This is a genomic window from Pseudomonas sp. TH34, assembly GCF_016650865.1.
GTDB classification, from domain to species: domain Bacteria; phylum Pseudomonadota; class Gammaproteobacteria; order Pseudomonadales; family Pseudomonadaceae; genus Aquipseudomonas; species Aquipseudomonas yamanorum.
Genome location: NZ_JAEKFB010000022.1, coordinates 75,849 through 95,360, shown reverse-complemented (window position 1 = coordinate 95,360; position 19,512 = coordinate 75,849). Strand labels below are relative to the sequence as shown.

At 61.8% G+C, this 19,512-nt stretch carries 7 protein-coding genes; 6 read left to right on the top strand and 1 reads right to left on the bottom strand.

Going from position 1 to position 19,512, the window contains the following annotated elements; genetic code table 11:
• Nucleotides 1-14 precede the first annotated feature (14 nt).
• Nucleotides 15-1,640 (bottom strand): pyoverdine maturation tyrosinase PvdP, encoded by a 1,626-nt coding sequence (pvdP, locus tag JFU58_RS17240; protein ID WP_201141339.1) that lies wholly within the window; start codon nt 1,638-1,640, stop codon nt 15-17.
• A gap of 198 nt (nt 1,641-1,838) precedes the next feature.
• On the opposite strand from pvdP, the gene pvdM reads away from it, so the two are divergent.
• The 6 genes from pvdM to JFU58_RS17210 all read left to right on the top strand — a co-directional run bounded on the left by pvdM (nt 1,839) and on the right by JFU58_RS17210 (nt 19,465).
• Nucleotides 1,839-3,209, top strand: a complete 1,371-nt coding sequence (gene pvdM, locus JFU58_RS17235) for a pyoverdine-tailoring dipeptidase-like protein PvdM (protein WP_093207886.1) — start codon at nt 1,839-1,841, stop codon at nt 3,207-3,209.
• Between the two features lie 23 nt (nt 3,210-3,232).
• The gene (gene pvdN / locus JFU58_RS17230; RefSeq protein WP_201141337.1) at nt 3,233-4,546 is read left to right on the top strand and encodes a pyoverdine-tailoring periplasmic protein PvdN; all 1,314 of its coding nucleotides are present in this window, start codon (nt 3,233-3,235) and stop codon (nt 4,544-4,546) included.
• Between the two features lie 111 nt (nt 4,547-4,657).
• Nucleotides 4,658-5,518, top strand: coding sequence for a dihydropyoverdine dehydrogenase (pvdO, locus tag JFU58_RS17225; RefSeq protein WP_201141335.1), 861 nt, complete (start codon nt 4,658-4,660; stop codon nt 5,516-5,518).
• A 151-nt stretch (nt 5,519-5,669) separates the two neighbouring features.
• A complete protein-coding gene (locus tag JFU58_RS17220) occupies nt 5,670-7,325 on the top strand; it encodes a cyclic peptide export ABC transporter (protein ID WP_201141333.1) in 1,656 nt (551 codons plus the stop codon).
• Between the two features lie 45 nt (nt 7,326-7,370).
• Nucleotides 7,371-10,760 carry a non-ribosomal peptide synthetase gene (locus JFU58_RS17215; RefSeq protein WP_201141331.1) on the top strand — a complete coding sequence of 1,130 codons (3,390 nt, stop codon included), beginning with the start codon at nt 7,371-7,373 and terminating at the stop codon, nt 10,758-10,760.
• A gap of 11 nt (nt 10,761-10,771) precedes the next feature.
• A complete protein-coding gene (locus JFU58_RS17210; protein WP_201141329.1) occupies nt 10,772-19,465 on the top strand; it encodes a non-ribosomal peptide synthetase in 8,694 nt (2,897 codons plus the stop codon).
• Nucleotides 19,466-19,512 lie beyond the last annotated feature (47 nt).

The window sequence follows — 19,512 nt, the reverse complement described above, 5'->3', positions numbered from 1 at the left end:
CCACCCTGTGCAGATCAGAGCAACCGCTGCGTGAGCTTCAGGTGCCGGGCGTACCAGGGTCGTTTCGGAACACGCTTGAACAGGTTCCCCAGGTTTTTTTCATCACCAAAGGTAATGCGCAGCGCGAGCTTCATGGTCTCTGGGTCCATTTCCATCGACTTGCCGGCCTGCAGGCCCGGTGTCGTACTGCAACCATGGGTCACCGGGCCCAGCCACGGATCACCCACGTCAACCCAACGTCCCTGGGCAAACCACGGCACGCCATTGACCTCCATCCGCGTAACTTCCCCGGGATGAAAGCGCTCGTGGGCGCGGAACCAGTCTTCCACACGATCATCAATCCAGCCGTGAAAATGCCAGAACACCGGGCTGACATGGGATGAAAACGGGTCGCCGAGAAAATCGTTCTCTGGCCGGAACCAGCGCGCGGAAAAGTCCGCCGGATCACGTGCCATCGGTACCGGCGCACCATTGGAAGGATCACGGGGTACCGACGCCCAGCGCATGTGTAACCAGTCGTGCAAGCCCAGTTCAATTTCCGAACCAAACTGCCCAAGGCTCAATGTCGAAAGATAACGAGGGTCCCGATACTGCGACTCCCAGACCTGGAAGTTACTGTGATAGGTCTCGGCGGCTTTGATGTCGCTGACCCACTGGGTGTATTCATCATCACCCTCGGCCATCCAGGTCGGCGGCAAGGCAAAGCCATCATGGTTGTCGAAATACCGCGCAAAGCCCTGGCGATCACGCTCCAGCTCGGGCTGAGGCATCGGAAAACCTGGCCACGACGGGAGATCCTGCATTGATCTCGCGGTAGTGAGCATGTGCCGATGCATGAAAAAAAAGTCGACGCCTGAACCGTTGCGATCCTTGCGTGGACCACGGGCGTCACGCTCCTGGTCGCGTGGACCAGGTTGCCAGCCGATACCTCGAAGGGCACCGCGCTTTTCTTCGGACAAGGTATGCCACTTGTCACGCGAGGCATGCCACAACTGATGAAATAGCCGATGCTCCGGAGCAATCAGCCATGCCAGCAACGTCGGATTCAGGCCAATACGCTCGCGAGCTTCGGGGAATGTGCGCTTGATGGCGATAAAACGGTTCTCGCTCTCCGCAAGCATCAGTGGACGATGCAGGTCCATTATCACGCCGCTGAGGGTGCCGCTGCCGGCATTGCCGAAATCAGCCCAGACTTCGTCCAGGGTCACAATGAACTCATAGTCCGGCGCGCCCCCGGCGCTGTCGCGATTGACCAGGCGCCAGCGAACCTGCGCCGGGTTTGCCGGCACCAGGTCGCCAACCACCCGATAGCGCGGCTGAGCGTCGGCCCGCAAGCCCTGTGCAGTGTCGAGAAAACCGCGCAAGCCACGACCACGATGCGCGACATCGAGAAACAGCTGCAAACCATCAAGGGGCAAGCCGGCCAGGCCCGCATCGCGCCCTTCGAATCGAACGTCCCAGACCCCCCTCAGGTTGTTGGCAAGCTGCTGCCCCGCAAGCGTCGCCAGGTCGACGGTGGCCTCACCTGGCGTGATCGGCTCGTCCACGCGCGTAAGCTCACGATGCCCGTAATAAGCTGCAGGAACGGCGGCACCGGTCAGCGCCAGGCCCGCGAGGAACCATCGTCGAGAAATCGTCATTGCCCTACCTGTTAACCATCAAGCGTGTCAGCCATGAAGCCGGCTTTATCCAAGCTAGAACGTTTGTTGCACGGCAAAATTTAGCGCCACCGTGACCGCGTGTGGGGGAGCCTAAATTTCCATCGCCCCGACTCGTTCTTCCCAGATAGCAAAGGCCCCGGTGCCTGCACTTCGAAGGCGAACCTGACTGAGATGGCAATGAAAAAACCTCGTTCGAAAAAGGCTCTCTACCTAGGCCTGCCCCTGGCATTGGCCGTGACCGCCGCTGCCGGCTTTTTCGTCTGGGACTACGGGTTCAGGAACAACCCCGGGTACCCTGTCAAAGTCATGAAGCAAGCCGATGAGCTGCAAGACCGGATCATTTCGTTCGATAGCCACATCACTTTACCGGTGACATTCGGCACCGCAGGAAATGAAGCCGATAAAGACGGCGGCGATCAGTTCGACCTGATCAAGGCCGCACGCGGACGCCTGTCGGGAGCCGCCTTGACGATCTTTGGCTGGCCGGAAATCTGGAACGGCCCCAACGCGCCGCACAAGCCCACCGCCGGCTTCGTCGACGGCGCGCGCAACGAACAGGAAGTACGCTACAAAATCATCAGCGCCATGGTGCGCGACTTCCCCGAGCGGGTCGGCATTGCCTACACACCCGACGATTTCCGCCGCCTGCATGGCGAGGGCAAGTTTGCGATCTTCATCAGCATGCTCAACGCCTACCCACTGGGCAACGACCTGAACCAGCTGGACCTGTGGACCGCCCGGGGCATGCGCATGTTCGGCTTCAGCTATATCGGCAACAACGAATGGGCCGATTCCTCGCGACCACTGCCATTTTTCAACGACTCGCCGGACGCCCTGGACGGCCTCTCCGAGATCGGGAAACAGGCAGTCAAGCGCCTCAACGACCTGGGTGTGATCATCGACGTGTCGCAAATGTCCACCAAGGCCCTGGTTCAGGTGAGCCAACTGAGCCGGGCACCGATGGTTGCCTCGCACTCGGCACCACGGGGCATCGTCGACATCCCGCGCAACCTCAGCGACAAGGAACTGCAACTGATCAAGAACAGTGGTGGCGTGGTCCAGGTAGTTGCCTTTCCGGCCTACCTCAAGCCGCTGAGCCAGGGCACCCAGGACAAGCTCAATACCCTTCGCGCCAAGTTCGACCTGCCACCCCTGCCCAACCTCGCCATGGCCTTGATGCCCGGTGACCCGGTAATTGCCGTGTGGCCCGAGCAGCGCTTTGGCGCATACGCAAAAGGCTTGTACTCGACCCTGGATGACGAGCCGCTGGCAACCCTCAAGGACTTCGCTGACGCCATCGACTACACCGTGAAGAAAATCGGCATCGACCACGTCGGCATCAGCTCGGACTTCAACGACGGTGGCGGCCTCAAAGGTTTCAAGGACGTCAGCGAGATCCGCAATGTCACCGCCGAACTGATCCAGCGCGGTTACTCCGAGGCCGATATCGCCAAGCTCTGGGGCGGCAACTTCCTGCGAGTATGGGGCCAGGTACAAGCCCTGGCGGCCAAACCCGGGCAAGCGTCCAACCCAGCGACCCAACCATGAATTCGCAACCAGGAAAACCCGCCGTGGACGATCGAAGAAGTTTCCTCAAGAAAGCCGGCCTGCTGGCCGCCGGACTGCAATTGCAGGGCTGCGTCTCGGCAACTGCCAGAACGGACGGGGCCGCCGCCATAACCGGTAGCACTCGCCCGGCAACCCCGGACGACTGGCAGCAGGTACGGGGTCAGTTCAACATCGATACCGATTGGACTCACCTCGCCGGTTTCCTGATCACTTCGCACCCTCGTATGGTGCGCGATGATATTGCCGCCCACCGGGACCGCATCGACCGCAACCCCGCCGAAGAGATGGACTACCTCAACATCTGGCGCCACGAAGATGACTCCCGGGCCTGGGCGGCGCGCTATCTGGGAGTCCAGACACCTCAGATCGCGTTGACCGGCAGCACCACCGAGGGCATCGGCCTGATCTACAACGGCCTGGTGATCCACCCTGGCCAGGAGGTACTGACCAGCGAGCACGAACACTACGCCACCAAGGGCGCCCTGAGTTTTCGCGCCGAACGGGACGGCACCCGAATCAAGACCATCCGCCTGTTCAAGGACCCGCACACCGTCACCGCCGACGAAGTGCTGGACACGCTCTCGCGCAATATCAGCGCCAAGACCCGAGTGCTGGCCATGACCTGGGTGCACTCGGGCAGCGGGATAAAAATGCCCATTGCCGAGATCGGCAAACTGGTGGATGAGCGCAACCGCTCGCGCGGCGAAAAAGACCGGATTATCTTCTGCGTCGACGGTGTCCATGGCTTTGGCGTGGAGAACGTCAACTTTGCCGACCTTAATTGCGACTACTTCATGGCCGGCACCCACAAGTGGATATTCGGCCCTCGCGGCACCGGCATCATCTGCTCGCGCAACCCGCAGGTGCAGGACCTGATCCCGACCTTTGAAAGCTTCTCGGCCAGCGAAGACTTCGGCACCACCATGACACCCGGCGGATACCATGCCTTCGAGCATCAGTGGGCGTTGCGCAAGGCGTTCGAATTCCACCTGCAATTGGGCAAGGATCGGGTCGCCACGCGCATCCATCAGCTCAACAGCGAGTTCAAGGAACATCTGCAGCAAGTTCGCGGGGTGCAACTGGTGACACCGGCAAGCACCGAGCTGTCAGCCGGATTCACCTTTTTCAGGGTCAAGGACGTGGCACCGGAAACCGTCGCGCACTACCTCAAGGCCAACAAAGTGATCGCCGACGCCACGGATCGCGATGTCGGCCCATTGGTGCGCACAGCGCCAGGCCTGCTCAATGACAGCGCACAGTTGCAACGTGTCGCACGACTGCTGGCCGAGGCGCCGTTCAATCGGAAGACGGCATAAGTCTAGAGCCCGGCCTACGGCGCAGCAGCTCGCGCATCAACCCGCCTGCTGCGCTAAATTTTACCTTGGCACTCTCGTTTCAATAGCACTTGTCGCTATCGGAAAGAGCCCATGCCCACACTTCGCGTCTACTTACCCGCCGCCATTTTGAGCTGCCTGTTGCCACTGGCTGCGCAGGCTGCCAGCCCACCGGCACCAGGGAGTACTTTCAAGGACTGCAAAGACTGCCCGGAAATGGTCGTGCTGCCAGTCGGCAGCTTCACCATGGGCACTCCGGAAGGCGAGGTCGGCCGGGAGCCGGACGAAGGCCCACTGCACACGGTAACCTTCGCCAGGCCCTTGGCCATGGGCAGGTTCCAGATTCTGGCCAGCGAGTGGGAAACCTATGTGCGCCAGTCCGGCAACCGCACTCCCGATGGTGACGCCAACGACGGCTCCGATTGCAAGGCCGGCAAGCCCGGCTACCCACAAGGCGCACGGCAACCTGCAGTGTGCATGGGCTGGGATGACGTGCAGCAGTATGTTGCCTGGCTGTCGAAAAAGACCGGCAAGCACTACCGCCTGCAATCGGAAGCAGAGCGCGAGTACGGCGCCCGCGCCGGCAGTACCGGCCCGTTCCCGTTTCCCTTCGACGCCGAAGGCCAGTACAGCATTGCCAAGCACGCCAACACCTACGGCCCGGCCGATGGCTTCACCTACACCTCGCCCGCCGGCAGTTTCCCGGCCAATGCCTTCGGCCTGTACGACATGCACGGCAACGTATGGGAATGGACCCAGGACTGCTTCAACGACAGCTACAACGGCGCGCCCGCCGACGGCAGCGCATGGATGACCGGTGACTGCGAAGTCCACCAGATTCGCGGCAACGACTGGAGCGGTGCTCCAGTGTTCTCACGCTCCGGCAACCGCAACCACACCATCCCCAACGACCGCCAGAACTGGCTGGGCTTCCGGGTCGTCCGGGAGCTGTAACCACTCCAGGTCGTCGACGTACAGGCGGCGACCTTCCCTCCCCCCAGCTCATCGATCGCCCGCCGCTAAATTCGGGCCCTTTCCCTTCGTTCCATAAAGGTTCGCCCCCCACGGGCCACTGCAAAACCCCCGACGCCGAGGAATGTTTCACATGACTGCCAAACCCCGCAGCGCCATCCGCGAAGTGCTCAGCCTGCTCAGGCCCTACTGGGTCACACTGAGCATCTCCATTGCCCTGGGCATCCTGGGTGGCTTGTGCGTTACCGCGCTGTTGGCCACGATCAATACCACCTTGCATACCGAAGGCGGGTTGAATTCCAGCATGGTCCTGGCCTTCGCCGGTTTCTGCGTACTGGGTCTGGTCAGCTCGATCATCTCCGACATTGGCACCAACTACGTTGGCCAACACGTGATCGCCCGCCTGCGCAAAGACCTGGGGGCCAAAGTCTTGTGCGCCCCGGTCGAGCAGATCGAGCGTTACCGTGCACATCGGCTGATCCCGGTACTGACCCACGACGTCAATACCATCAGCGACTTTGCCTTCGACTTCGCCCCGCTGGCGATTTCGTTCACGGTGACCCTCGGCTGCCTGGGCTACCTGGCCATGCTGTCCTGGGAGATGTTCCTGCTGACCACTGTGGCAATTATCCTCGGCAGCGCCGTGCAGTACCTCGCCCGGCAACTCGGTATCAAGGGCTTTTTTGCCGCCCGGGAATCTGAAGACGAACTGCAAAAGCATTACAACGCCCTGAGTGCAGGCGCCAAGGAACTGCGCATCCATCGCCCCCGTCGCTCGCGCATGTTCAGCCACCGCATCGAAGGCACCGCCAACAAAATCCGTGACACGCACATCCGCTCGATCAATATCTTCGTGATCGCCAAGACCCTTGGCTCGATGCTGTTTTTTGTGGTCATCGGCCTGGCACTGGCCCTGCAATCCTTCTGGCCCAGCGTCGACCAGAAGGTCATGAGCGGCTTTGTGCTGGTGCTGCTCTACATGAAGGGGCCGCTGGAACACCTGATCGGCACACTGCCCATCATCAGTCGCGCGCAGATCGCGTTCCGGCGGATTGCCGAGCTCTCGGAACAGTTTTCATCGCCGGAACCCCACCTGCTGATCAATGACCAGCCGCAGGCCAGGCAGAGCGTCCAGAGCCTGGAACTGCGCAACGTCAGTTACGCGTTCCCGGCGGTGGAAGGCTTCGAACCGTTCAAGCTGGGCCCGCTGAACCTGAGCATCGAGCAAGGGGAAATCCTGTTCATCGTCGGCGAGAACGGATGCGGCAAGACCACCATGATCAAGTTGCTGCTGGGCCTGTACAACCCGCAGGAAGGCCAGATCGTGCTCAACGGCAAGGCGGTGGATGCACACAGCCGCGACGACTATCGCCAACTGTTCACGACGATCTTCTCCGACTACTACCTGTTTGACGAACTGGTTCAGGGCCAGCACGGGCAACAACTGCCCGCCGATATCGATCAGTACCTGGAGCGCCTGGAAATCGCTCATAAGGTCAGCGTCCGCGACGGCGCGTTCACCACCACAGACCTGTCCACTGGCCAGCGCAAGCGTCTGGCCTTGCTCAACGCCTGGCTCGAAGAGCGCCCGGTGCTGGTGTTCGATGAATGGGCTGCAGACCAAGATCCGACCTTCCGACGGATTTTCTATACCGAGCTTTTGCCGGACCTCAAGCGCCTGGGCAAAACCATCATCGTCATCAGCCATGACGACCGCTACTTCGATGTCGCCGACCAACTGGTGCGCCTGGAACTGGGCAAGGTGATTCAGGCCAGCAGCCTGGCCTGACCCAAACGCCAACACTCGACCCTGACTCAACGCCCGAGACACGCAATGACTGCCATTCACGATATTCAAGACGACGAACTGCTGGCCCTGCTGCTGGGCGATGAGTCCACCGACACCGCACGCATCCGCCCTCGCAATACAACAGAGCCGGCGCCACTGTCCTACGCGCAACAACGTTTGTGGATCGAACAGCAATACGATCCCCAGAGTAGCGCCTATAACCTGCCACGGGCATTCCTGCTCAAGGGCCAACTGCATGTCCAGGCCCTGGAAAGCGCCCTGTCGCAAGTGATGGAGCGCCACGCGGTGTTGCGTAGTCGTTTCATCGAAATCAATGGCCAAGCGTTCCAGCAAGTGGATCCCGAGGCACAGCTATGCCTCGACTATCAGGACCTGCGAGCCTGCTCGGCGGCCGAACGCCAGGCCTTGCTGGAGCAGCAGATTCAGGCCGAGACCACTCTGCCCTTCGATCTCAGCCAGGCACCCTTGCTCCGGGCGCGCCTGCTGCAACTGGGGGATCAGGAACATGCGCTGCTGATTACCCTGCACCATATCGTTTCCGATGCGTGGTCCAACGCGATCCTGGTGCGGGACCTGAGCGAGGCTTACCGTATCGGCACCGGCACCAGCGATCTGACAGCCTTACCCCCACTGGCGGTGCAATACGCTGATTACGCCCAATGGCAGCGCGACGGCCAAACCGGCGGGCTGGACCTGGAAAGCGGCATCGCCTACTGGAAAACCTACCTGGGGGATGACTTCCCCGTCCTGGAATTACCCACCGACCAACCCCGCCTGAAGACCACGGGGCAACCTGCTGCCTACGCCCATATCGACCTGCCCCAAACGCTTAAACAAGGGATCGACGCACTGTGCTCCCGGGAAGGCATTACGCCGTTCGTACTATTATTGGCCGCCTGGCAGATCTTGCTCAGCCGTTACAGTGGCCAGACAGATTTCTGTGTCGGTGTACCCAACGCCACCCGCCATCTGGAAGAAACCCAGGGGCTTGTTGGCTGTTTCGTCAGCACCCAGGTTTACCGGGTGCGCCTGGAGTCGCGCATGAGCGCACAGGCGTTGCTGCGCCGCTTGCGCAAGGAATCCCAGGCGGCCTTGCAGCATGCCGATATTCCGTTTGAAGTGCTGCTGGACCATCTGTCCTTCGAACGCAGCGCCGAGCATGCGCCGATTTTCCAGACACTGTTCAACTGGCGGGTCGAGGACTACACCGCCGAGGCGTTACAACTGGGTGACCTGGCGTTGGAGTTTATCGACAGTGACCTGCCACTGGCCAAGTTTGACTTGTCGATCGACGCCGGCAGCCGCCGCGACGGTTATTACGCCAGCCTCGAGTACAACGCCGAGCTATTCGACGCAGCCACTATCGAGCGCATGGCGCTGCATTGGCAAAACCTGATCCTGGCCATCTGTCAGCAGCCAGAACAGGCCATTGGCGATCTCGCCCTGCTGGATAGCGTTCAGCGCAAGCAGATGCTGGTGGACTGGAACCCGCCCCACCTGACTCTCGACGCCCCCTCTGTGCAGGTGCGCATAGAAGCGCAAGCCGCCCTGACACCGGATGCCGTGGCATTGCTGCTCGGTAGCAAGCGCCTGAGCTTTGCCCAACTGAACCAACAGGCCAATCGCCTGGCCCATCGGTTGATCGCCGAAGGCGTGGGCCCGGACGTGCGAGTCGGCGTGGCCTTCGAGCGCTCGATGGAAATGGTCATTGGCCTGCTGGGGATTCTCAAGGCGGGCGGTGCCTATGTCCCCCTGGACCCGGAGTATCCTGCAGACCGACTGAGCTACATGATGCAGGACAGCGGTATCAGCCTGCTGTTGACCCAGCCGGCCCTGCACGAACGTTTGAGTATCCCGGCCCACATCAACGTGCTGGACCTAAGGCTGGATGACCCTGCCCTCGCCGCCTTCAGCAATGACAATCCACCCGCCCGCGTGGCACCGCTGAACCTGGCGTACGTCATCTATACATCGGGTTCCACCGGCCAGCCCAAGGGCGTGGACATCAGCCACGAGGCGCTGGCCGGCCACACGGACGTCGCCATCGGCTACTTCCAGTTGACCTCGCAAGACCGTGTGCTGCTTTTCTCATCGTTGAACTTCGACGGGTTCATTGAACAACTGTTTCCCGCGCTGTGTGTCGGTGCCGGGGTGATCATTCGCGGCAACGAGGTCTGGGACAGCGAAAGTTTCTACCGCGAAGTGATCGACAACGGCATGACTGTGGCCGATCTGAGTACAGCCTACTGGTTCCTGATCGCCCAGGAATTTGCCCGCAAGGGCCCCCGTGACTATGGGCGCCTGCGCCAGGTCAGCGCCACCGGCGAGGCCATGCCCCCAGAGGGCGTGAAACTGTGGGCCCAGGCCGGGCTGCAGCAGGTGCGCCTGCTCAACACCTACGGGCCGACCGAAACCACCGTCACCGCAAGCTTCCTGGACTGTGCCGAGTACGTCGCAGGGACGCGGGCGTTGCCGGCGCTGATGCCTATTGGCAAACCGCTGGGCGGGCGCTGCATGTACGTGCTGGACGGCAACCTTGAGCCCGTGCCGGCCGGAGTCGTCGGTGAGTTGTACATCGGTGGTCCGTTGCTGGCTCGTGCCTACCACGATCGCCCGGCACTGACCGCCGAACGGTTTGTGGTGGATGCCTTGGGCGATCAACCGGGGGCTCGCCTGTATCGCACCGGGGACCTGGTGCACTACCGTGCAGACGGCGTTATCGAGTACATCGGCCGCGCCGACCATCAGGTCAAGATTCGCGGTTTCCGTATCGAACTGGGTGAGATCGAAGCGCGTTTGCTGCAGTGCGCCGAGGTGCGCGAAGTGCTGGTGGTGACACTCAACGGTGCCCATGGCAAGCAGTTGGCGGCGTACCTGGTACCCGCTGATCCAACGCTCGCCGGCGCCGACCTCGACACCCAGAAAGCGCGCCTGGGCGAGGTTCGCGCCCAACTCAAGGCCAGCCTGCCGGACTATATGCAACCGACCTTCTGGGTACTACTACCCCGGTTGCCCCTGACCCCCAACGGCAAACTCGACCGCAAGGCCCTGCCTGCGCCAGACCCCGCCCAGGCACACAGCGACTACGTGGCCCCGGAGACGCCACTGCAAAACCAACTTGCCGGCATCTGGCAGGAAGTGCTGAAAGTCGAGCGCGTCGGCCTGCATGACAACTTCTTCGAGCTGGGCGGTCACTCGCTGCTGGCTACTCAGGTGGTGGTGCGGGTGCGCGAGCAGTTGGGGGTCGAGTTACCCGTTCGCGAGCTGTTCAGCGCGGACCACTTGCTGGACCTCGCCGAAAAGGTACTGGCCCTGAAGTCGGCCGCCAACCCACTGCAGGACGAACTCGCCCGGACCCTGGCGCTGCTCAAGAGCCTGTCCAGCGACGATATTGAAGACCTGATTGCTCAATAAGGAATTTTCGCGTGCAAGAGTTACTAGCGTCCGTCGGTTCGCTTTCGTCCAAAGAACGCAAAGCGCTGGCGACATTGCTCAAGCGCCAGGGCATCAACCTGTACAACGTCGCGCCGATCTTCAAGCGCAATGGCGAAGAACCGGCGGTGTTGTCCTATGCGCAACAGCGCCTGTGGTTTTTCTGGCAACTGGATCCTCACAACACCGCCTTCAATATTCCGGCGGCCTTGCAACTGGAGGGCGTGCTGGACGTTGAGGCACTGCGATGCAGTTTCGAGGCATTGATTGCCCGTCACGAAAGCCTGCGTACCACCTTCCGACAGGATCAGGCCCAAGCCGTGCAAGTGATCCATCCTGCCGCAAGGTTCACCTTGAGCGTGGAAAACGCCACCGCGTTACCCGCTGCCGGGCACGCGGAGCATATCCAGGCTTTTGTCGAGCGCCTGGCGAGCCAACCCTTCGACCTGGAACAAGGGCCCCTGTTGCGGGTCAGCCTGCTGAAGCTTGCCGACGACGACCACGTGCTGGTGGTCGCCATGCACCACATCGTCTCGGACGGTTGGTCGGTGCCAATCATGATCGAAGAACTGATCGCCCTCTATCAGGCCCATGTGAATGGAACCGAGGCCAACCTGCCGGCTCTCTCCGTTCAATACGCCGATTACGCCGCGTGGCAGCGCCAATGGATGGAGGCCGGCGAACAAGAACGTCAACTCGGCTACTGGAAAGACCAACTGGGCACCGAGCAACCGGTACTGCAATTACCCGCAGACCGCCCGCGCTCGGCGGTGCAAAGCCAGGCAGGTGCCGACTGCGAAATCCTCGTCGAACCAGCACTGGCCAGGGAGCTCAAACAACTGGCAGCGCAGCACAATTGCACGCTGTTCATGGTGCTGCTCGCCTCGTTTCAAGCGCTGCTGCACCGCTACAGTGGCCAGGCGCAGATTCGCGTCGGGGTACCGGTGGCCAACCGTACCCGCGCTGAAGCAGAACGCCTGATCGGCTTCTTCGTCAACACCCAAGTGCTTCAGGCAGAGATGAACAGCCAGACGCGCTTCAGTGATTTACTGGCGCACGTCAAGGACGCGGCCCTTGGCGCCCAGGCTCATCAGGACCTGCCATTCGAGCAACTGGTGGAAGCCCTGCAACCGGAACGCAGCCTGAGCCACAGCCCGCTGTTCCAGGTGATGCTCAACCACCAATACGAAGACGCCGGCGTTGCTCCGACGATTGCGGGCCTGAAGGTCAAGAACCTGAGCTGGGAACGCCGCACTGCCCAATATGAATTGACCCTCAACACCATCGAAAACGAGCAGGGCCTGAGCGCCACCCTGAGTTACGCCACCGACCTGTTCGATCGGGCAACCGTCGAACGGATCACCGGCCACTGGCTGAACGTGCTGCAGGCTGTGTGCCGTGACCCCGCCCGCCCCATCGGTGAATTGCCGTTGCTCAGCGCCGCAGAGAAGCAGGTGCTGCTGCAGGACTTCAACCGCAGCCACTACCAAGGCGGCCACCTTGAATGCGTTCATCAAACCTTCGAAGCCCAGGCCGCCCGTACCCCGGACGCCGTGGCACTGCTGTTTGGCGAGCACACCCTGAGTTTTGGCGAACTCAATCGCCGGGCCAATCGCCTGGCGCACAAACTGGTGGAGCTGGGGGTCAAGCCCGAGGTATTGGTGGGCATTGCCCTTGAGCGTTCGCTGGATATGGTCATCGGCTTGCTGGCGATTCTCAAGGCCGGTGGCGCCTACGTGCCGATGGATCCGGAATACCCTCGCGAACGCCTGGCCTTCATGATCGAAGACAGCGCGATCACCTTGCTGCTTACCCAAAGCCGGCTGCTTGAAGTGCTGCCGATTCCGCCAGGCGTCAACTGTGTGGTGCTCGACCAGGACAGCGGCTGGCTACAAGCCTTGAGTGACCGCAACCTGCCATGCCGGGTCCGACCCGAGAACCTGGCGTACATGATCTACACCTCCGGTTCAACCGGGCGTCCCAAAGCAGTGTGTGTCGCCCACGGCCCGCTGACCATGCACTGCCAGGCGATTGGTCAGTTGTATGAGATGACGGCCGAAGACTGCGAGCTGCACTTCATGTCGTTCGCCTTCGACGGTGCCCACGAGCGCTGGTTGACCACCCTGACCCACGGCGGCCGCCTGCTGATCCGCGACAACAGCCTGTGGTCGGTGGAGCAGACCTATGCCGCCCTGCACCAGCACCACGTCAGCGTCGTCGCGTTCCCGCCGGTTTACCTGCAACAGCTGGCGGAGTACGCCGAACAGTTCCCGGTACCGCCTCCGGTGCGCATCTATTGTTTTGGTGGCGACGCAGTGCCCAACGCCAGTTTCGAACTGGTCAAGCGCGTGTTGCAACCGCAGTTCATCATCAACGGCTATGGACCTACCGAAACCGTAGTCACGCCGTTGATCTGGAAGGCCAGCCGCGATGAAAGCTGCCAGGCCGCCTACGCGCCCATCGGCAAGATCGTCGGCGCACGCACAGCCTACGTGCTGGATGCCGATCTGAACCCGGTGCCCCTTGGCAGTGCCGGCGAGCTTTACCTGGGGGGCGAAGGCCTGGCCCGGGGTTACTACCAGCGCCCGGACACCACCGCCGAGCGTTTCGTCGCCGACCCGTTCAGCCGCGGCGGCCGCCTGTACCGCTCCGGCGACCTGGTACGCCTGCGTCCGGACGGTGTCACCGAGTACTTGGGCCGGGTTGACCACCAAGTGAAGATCCGCGGCTACCGTATCGAGCTCGGTGAGATCGAAGCACGCCTGCAAGACCACCCCGCCGTCGGCGAAGCCGTGGTAGTGGCAATGGACGGGCCCACCGGCAAGCAACTGGTAGGCTATATCCTGCCACTGGATGTGAAACTCAGCGTGGCGCCCACCAAGGATCAGGAGTTGCTGCGGGCCGATATCAAGGACCGTCTCAAGACCAGCTTGCCGGACTACATGCTGCCCAAGCACTTGGTGCTGCTGTCACGATTGCCGCTGACGCCCAACGGAAAGCTCGATCGCAAAGCCCTGCCTGCTCCAGACTTCAGTGTGACGCAACACGCCTATGTGGCACCGCAGACAGACACCCAGCAGCGCCTGGCGCAAATCTGGGAAGAGGTGCTCAAGGTCAAGCAAGTGGGTCTCACCGACAACTTCTTCGAGCTGGGCGGTGACTCGATCATCTCCATCCAGGTGGTCAGCCGCGCCCGCCAGGCCGGGATCCGCCTGACACCCAAGGATGTATTCCAACACCAGACCATTCACGGCCTGTCCAGCGTCGCACAGGCCGTTGATACCCGGACTCTGGAGCAAGGCCCAGTCACCGGGGCTTCGCCCCTGACTCCGATCCAACAGGTTTTCTTTGCCGAACCGGTGCCCGAGCGCCAGCACTGGAACCAGTCGATCCTGCTCAAGCCTGCATTGCCGGTGGACGTGACCGCGTTGACCACGGCCCTGGCCCATCTGGTGGACCATCACGATGCGCTGCGCCTGGGTTTCGAATGCAACGACGGCACATGGCAGGCCACTCACCGCCCCCACCGCGAAACACCCCTGCTCTGGCAGCGCGAAGCTGAGAATGCCGAAACGCTGCTCGCGCAATGCGATGAAGCCCAACGCAGCCTGGACCTGCAGCACGGTCCGCTGCTGCGGGCGCTTCTGGTGAACCTCGCTGACGGCAGCCAGCGCTTGTTATTGGTGGTCCATCACCTGGTGGTCGATGGCGTGTCCTGGCGGATCCTGCTGGAAGATCTGCAAACCCTTTACGCCGCCCTGCAGCAAGGCCAGGCTCCGAACATGCCGGGCAAGACCAGCGCCTTCAGGGCCTGGGCAGAACACTTGCAAGGTTATGCCCGTGGCGCCGCCCTGCATCAGCAGATGCAGTACTGGCAAACGTTGCTGCAGGACGCCTCGGACGAGTTGCCAGGCGCCCGGCGTGATGCCGACATGGCCGGCAGCAATGGGCATTTCGTCAGCACACGACTCGACCCGCAGCTGACCCGTCAATTGCTGCAAGAAGCGCCGGCCGCCTATCGAACCCAGGTCAACGACCTGCTGCTGACCGCACTTGCGCGAGTGATCTGTCACTGGACCGGACATCCTTCGGCGCTGATCCAGCTCGAAGGCCACGGCCGCGAGGACCTGTTCGAAGGCCTTGACCTGACCCGCACCGTCGGCTGGTTTACCAGCGTTTTCCCGGTCAAGCTCACGCCGGCTCAGCGTTTGTCCGACTCCATCAAAACCATCAAGGAACAACTACGCCACCTGCCCGACAAAGGCCTGGGCTATGGCGCACTGCGTTACCTTGGCGACGACAGCACTCAGCAGAAGCTGCGTGCCCTGGCCAGCCCGCGAATCACCTTCAACTACCTCGGGCAGTTTGACCAGAGCTTTGACGAACACGCCCTGTTCAGCCCGGCTGCCGAAGACAGCGGCGACAACCAAGACCCCAGCGCCCCTCTGGATAACTGGTTGAGCATCAACGGGCAGGTGTACGGCGGTGAATTGCAACTGAACTGGACGTTCAGCCGGGAGATGTTCGAGGAAGCCCAGATCCAGCAACTGGCTGACCACTATCGTGAGGAATTGCACAGCCTGGTTCGCCATTGCCTGGAGCCGCAGAACGGCGCCGTCACACCTTCAGACTTCCCGTTGGCGTCCTTGTCCCAGGTCCAACTGGACGCCTTGGCCCTGGACGCCCGACAGCTCGACGACGTCTATCCCCTGTCCCCGATGCAGCAGGGCATGCTGTTCCATTCGGTGTACGAGGGCCAGGACGACACTTATGTCAATCAGTTGGCCGTGGACATCCAAGGATTGGACGCTGAAAGGTTCATTCACGCCTGGCAAACAGTGGTCGAGCGCCACGATATCCTGCGTAGCGGGTTTCTCTGGAAAGATGGCTTGGCGCAACCGTTGCAGGTGGTTCACAAACACGTGAGTCTGTCGGTGAGCCAACTGGACTGGCGTAACCGCGCTATATCCCAGAGCGCATTGCAAGCCCTGGCCCGTGCTGATCGCGAACAAGGCTTCGACCTGCAGCAGGCGCCGCTGCTGCGCCTGACCCTGGTGCACCTGGAGGACAACACCTGCCACTTGATCTACACCAGTCACCACATCCTGATGGATGGCTGGAGCAACTCGCAATTGATCGGCGAGGTTCTGCAAAGCTATGCCCGGCAACCGCTGGAGCCGCTGAACGGACGCTTCAAGGATTATATCGGCTGGCTGCAACGTCAGGATCACGCTGCCAGCCAGGCTTTCTGGACGCACCAGTTGCGTGACCTGAACGAACCGACCCGAGTGGCCGCTGCCTTTGGCCGCAAGCACCAGGATGTGACCCGGTCGCGGACTCACGCCGCGCACCTGCACCGCCTCGATGCCACCAGGACGCAGGCCCTGGAGCTGTTCGCCCGGGAACAGAAGGTGACACTCAACAGCATCATTCAAGCGGCATGGCTGGTTCTGCTGGCCCGCTACAGCGGCCAGGACACAGTAGCGTTTGGCGCAACGGTAGCGGGTCGCCCAACAGACCTGCCCGGTGTGGAAAACCTGCTGGGGCTTTTCATCAATACCTTGCCGATCGTCGCCAGCCCGCAACCGAACCAGAGCGTGGCTGCATGGCTGGCCGAGGTCCAGGCACACAACCTGAACCTGCGCGAGCACGAACATACGCCGCTGCACGAAATCCAGCGCTGGTCGCCGCTCGGCGCACAGGCCTTGTTCGACACTATCCTGGTATTCGAAAACTTCCCCGTGGCCGAAGCCTTGCAGCAAGCCGCGCCAGAGGCGCTGGTGTTTGGCGAGGTCAGGGACTTCGAACAGACCAGTTATCCGTTGACCCTTGCAGTCTCCCTGGGTGAGCGGCTGTCGCTGAGTTTCGAATACAGCTGCGCCGATTTCGATCCGCAGACCATCACCCACATTGCCGAGCATCTGGACACGCTGTTACTGCGCATGCTCGCCGACCCGAACCAACCACTGGGGCAACTGCACGCCCTGCCCCATGAGCAGCATCAGACTCTGATCAGCCAGGCCCAGGGTGGCACCGTCGATTATTCGATGACGACCTGCGCCCATCAATTGATTGAAGCCCAGGCCGAGAAAACTCCCGGGGCGATAGCCATCGTCCTTGACGACCAGCACCTCACCTACGGCGCCCTCAACGCTCGCGCCAACCAGCTTGCCGGCAAACTGCGTGCACTGGGGGCCGGACCTGACCGGCTGGTGGGCCTCGCGGTTGAGCGATCGCTGGACATGGCCGTGGGCTTGCTGGCGATTCTCAAGTCCGGGGCCGGTTACGTACCGCTGGACCCGACTTACCCGCCAGACAGGCTGAGCTATATGCTCGCCGACAGCGGCCTGCAACTGCTGCTGATCGAAGACCCGTTGCTGCAACGCATGAGCATTCCGGCGACGGTGCGTACGTCAAACCTGACCGATGATCTGGACACCTACAGTGCCGAGAATCTGGTGCACAGCGTCGCGCCGCAGAACCTTGCCTACCTCATCTACACCTCTGGCTCCACCGGCCAGCCCAAAGGGGTCGCGATTAGCCACGGAGCACTGGCCGAATTCTGTGCCATTGCCGGCGACTACTCACAACTGAGCGCCGAGGACCGCGTGCTGCAGTTCGCGACCTTCAGTTTTGACGGGTTCATCGAGCAGTTTTATCCACCGCTGTGCCGAGGCGCCCGCGTTGTCCTGCGAGGCAACAGCGTATGGGACACAGCCACCTTCTACGAACAGATCCTGCGGCATGGCATCAGCGTCGCCGACCTGCCTTCAGCCTACTGGCACCTGTTCGCGCTGGACTGTGCGGCAGCCGGACCACGCAACTATGGCCAACTGCGACAAATTCACGTCGGTGGCGAAGCCATGTCGGTGGAAGGTTTACGACACTGGCAAGCTGCCGGCCTTGGCGCTGTACGGCTGCTCAACACCTATGGCCCCACCGAAGCAACGGTGGTGTCGAGCACGCTGGAGTGTTCCAACCTGGACCTGGACAGCCTGTCCGAGCATGGCATTCCCATCGGTCGCGCCCTACCCGGCCGCAGGATGTACGGGATGGACAAGGACTTATGCGCCGCCGCCATCGGCACGGTCGGCGAACTGTACATTGGCGGCGCCACGGGTCAGGCGCGAGCCTACCATCAGCGTGCGGCCCTGACCGCCGAGCGCTTCGTGCCTGACCCGTTCAGCTGTGCGGGCGAACGCCTCTACCGTACCGGCGACCTGGTGCGCCATCGCGCCGACGGTAACATCGAGTATGTGGGACGCAGTGATCACCAGGTCAAGATTCGAGGATTCCGTGTCGAACCGGGCGAAATCGAGACGTGCCTGCAACGCTGCGAGGGGGTTCGCGAAGCGGTGGTCATCGCCGTCGATGCTGCGACCGGTAAACAACTGGTGGGCTACGTGGTGCCAACCGAGTCCGCAAGCGCTGCCGGCGATGGCGCCTTGCACGAGGTCCTGCGTGCGCACCTCAAGGCACACTTGCCGGCGTACATGACGCCGGGCCAGTTGGTGATCCTCGCCAGGCTGCCCCTGACCCCCAACGGAAAACTTGATCGCAAAGCCTTGCCGCCCGCACAAACCGCTGTCTCGTCTGCGCCACTGGCAACCCCACAGACCGCCTTGCAACAGCAAATGGCGTTGATCTGGCAGACCGTGCTCAAGATCGACCAGGTTGGCTTGCACGACAACTTCTTCGAACTGGGCGGCCACTCGCTGCTGGTACTGCAAGCGGTAAGCCTGATCAACCAGACCTGCGGCAGCCGTCTGAGCCTGCACGATTTCATGAGCCACCCTACCCTTGACGCGCTGTGCCAGAACCTGCAAAAACCGTCCAGGCAACTGGCGGTGCGCCTCAATCAGCATCAGGGCCCACAGCCACCGCTGTTCTGTTTCCATCCGATCTTCGGCATGGTTCATAGCTACCAGCCACTGGCGGCGGCACTGGGTGAACAGACGGCGGTATACGGCATTCTCTGCGAGGCCTTTGTCGATGGCGCCTGGAGCAACACCACCTGGGCACACCTGATCGAGTTGTATGTACGCAACGTTCGCGAAGTGCAACCCCATGGACCCTATGCCCTCGCCGGTTGGTCGCTGGGGGGCAATCTTGCCATGGAGGTCGCCCATCGCCTGGAAGCCGAAGGTGAGAAGGTCAACTTCCTGGGCTTGATTGATGCGCCACCGCCGGCGGCCGTGCGTCCTTTCTGGCAGGCGGTTGAAGCGCTGGAAACACCGCCCCTGGAGCGCAACGCCCTGGAGCTGTTCAAACGTTTGTCGCCGCAGCACGCGGACTCGGCTGAGCGCTGGCATCAACAGTTGCCGGCCGGAGAACGTGAAGCGTTGTTCATGGAATGGGCCAAGCGGCAATTGAAGGACGATCCCGAACAGTTAGCGAGCCTGCTGTTGGGCGAGCGCGAACTGAGGCTGGGGGAGCACGTCAGCGTGAAACTGGGAGAACTCGCGCACGACTTCGAGTACCGCCCACTGAAGGCTGCACTGCATTGCTGGTGGGCTGGCCGGGATAAATCGCCACAGCTGGTCGGCCTCCTGGAGGCACAACTCAAGGAGGCCTTCGGCGAACAATGCCTGGCGCTGTCGATGACCCTGGACAGCGATCACGAAGGCATTGTCGGTGCACCGTCGCTGCTCCAGTCCCTGAGCCAGTCGCTGCTCGACACGCGTTGACCTACAGCACACGGGCGGCATTGATTAAGCTGCCGCCCGTGTGTTCC

Bases quoted from the DNA above. Each gene is read 5' to 3' on its own strand.
- pvdM (WP_093207886.1), top strand. From the start codon at position 1,839: ATGAAAAAACCTCGTTCGAAAAAGGCTCTCTACCTAGGCCTGCCCCTG.
- pvdO (WP_201141335.1), top strand. From the start codon at position 4,658: ATGCCCACACTTCGCGTCTACTTACCCGCCGCCATTTTGAGCTGCCTG.
- JFU58_RS17215 (WP_201141331.1), top strand. From the start codon at position 7,371: ATGACTGCCATTCACGATATTCAAGACGACGAACTGCTGGCCCTGCTG.
- JFU58_RS17220 (WP_201141333.1), top strand. From the start codon at position 5,670: ATGACTGCCAAACCCCGCAGCGCCATCCGCGAAGTGCTCAGCCTGCTC.
- pvdP (WP_201141339.1), bottom strand. From the start codon at position 1,640: ATGACGATTTCTCGACGATGGTTCCTCGCGGGCCTGGCGCTGACCGGT.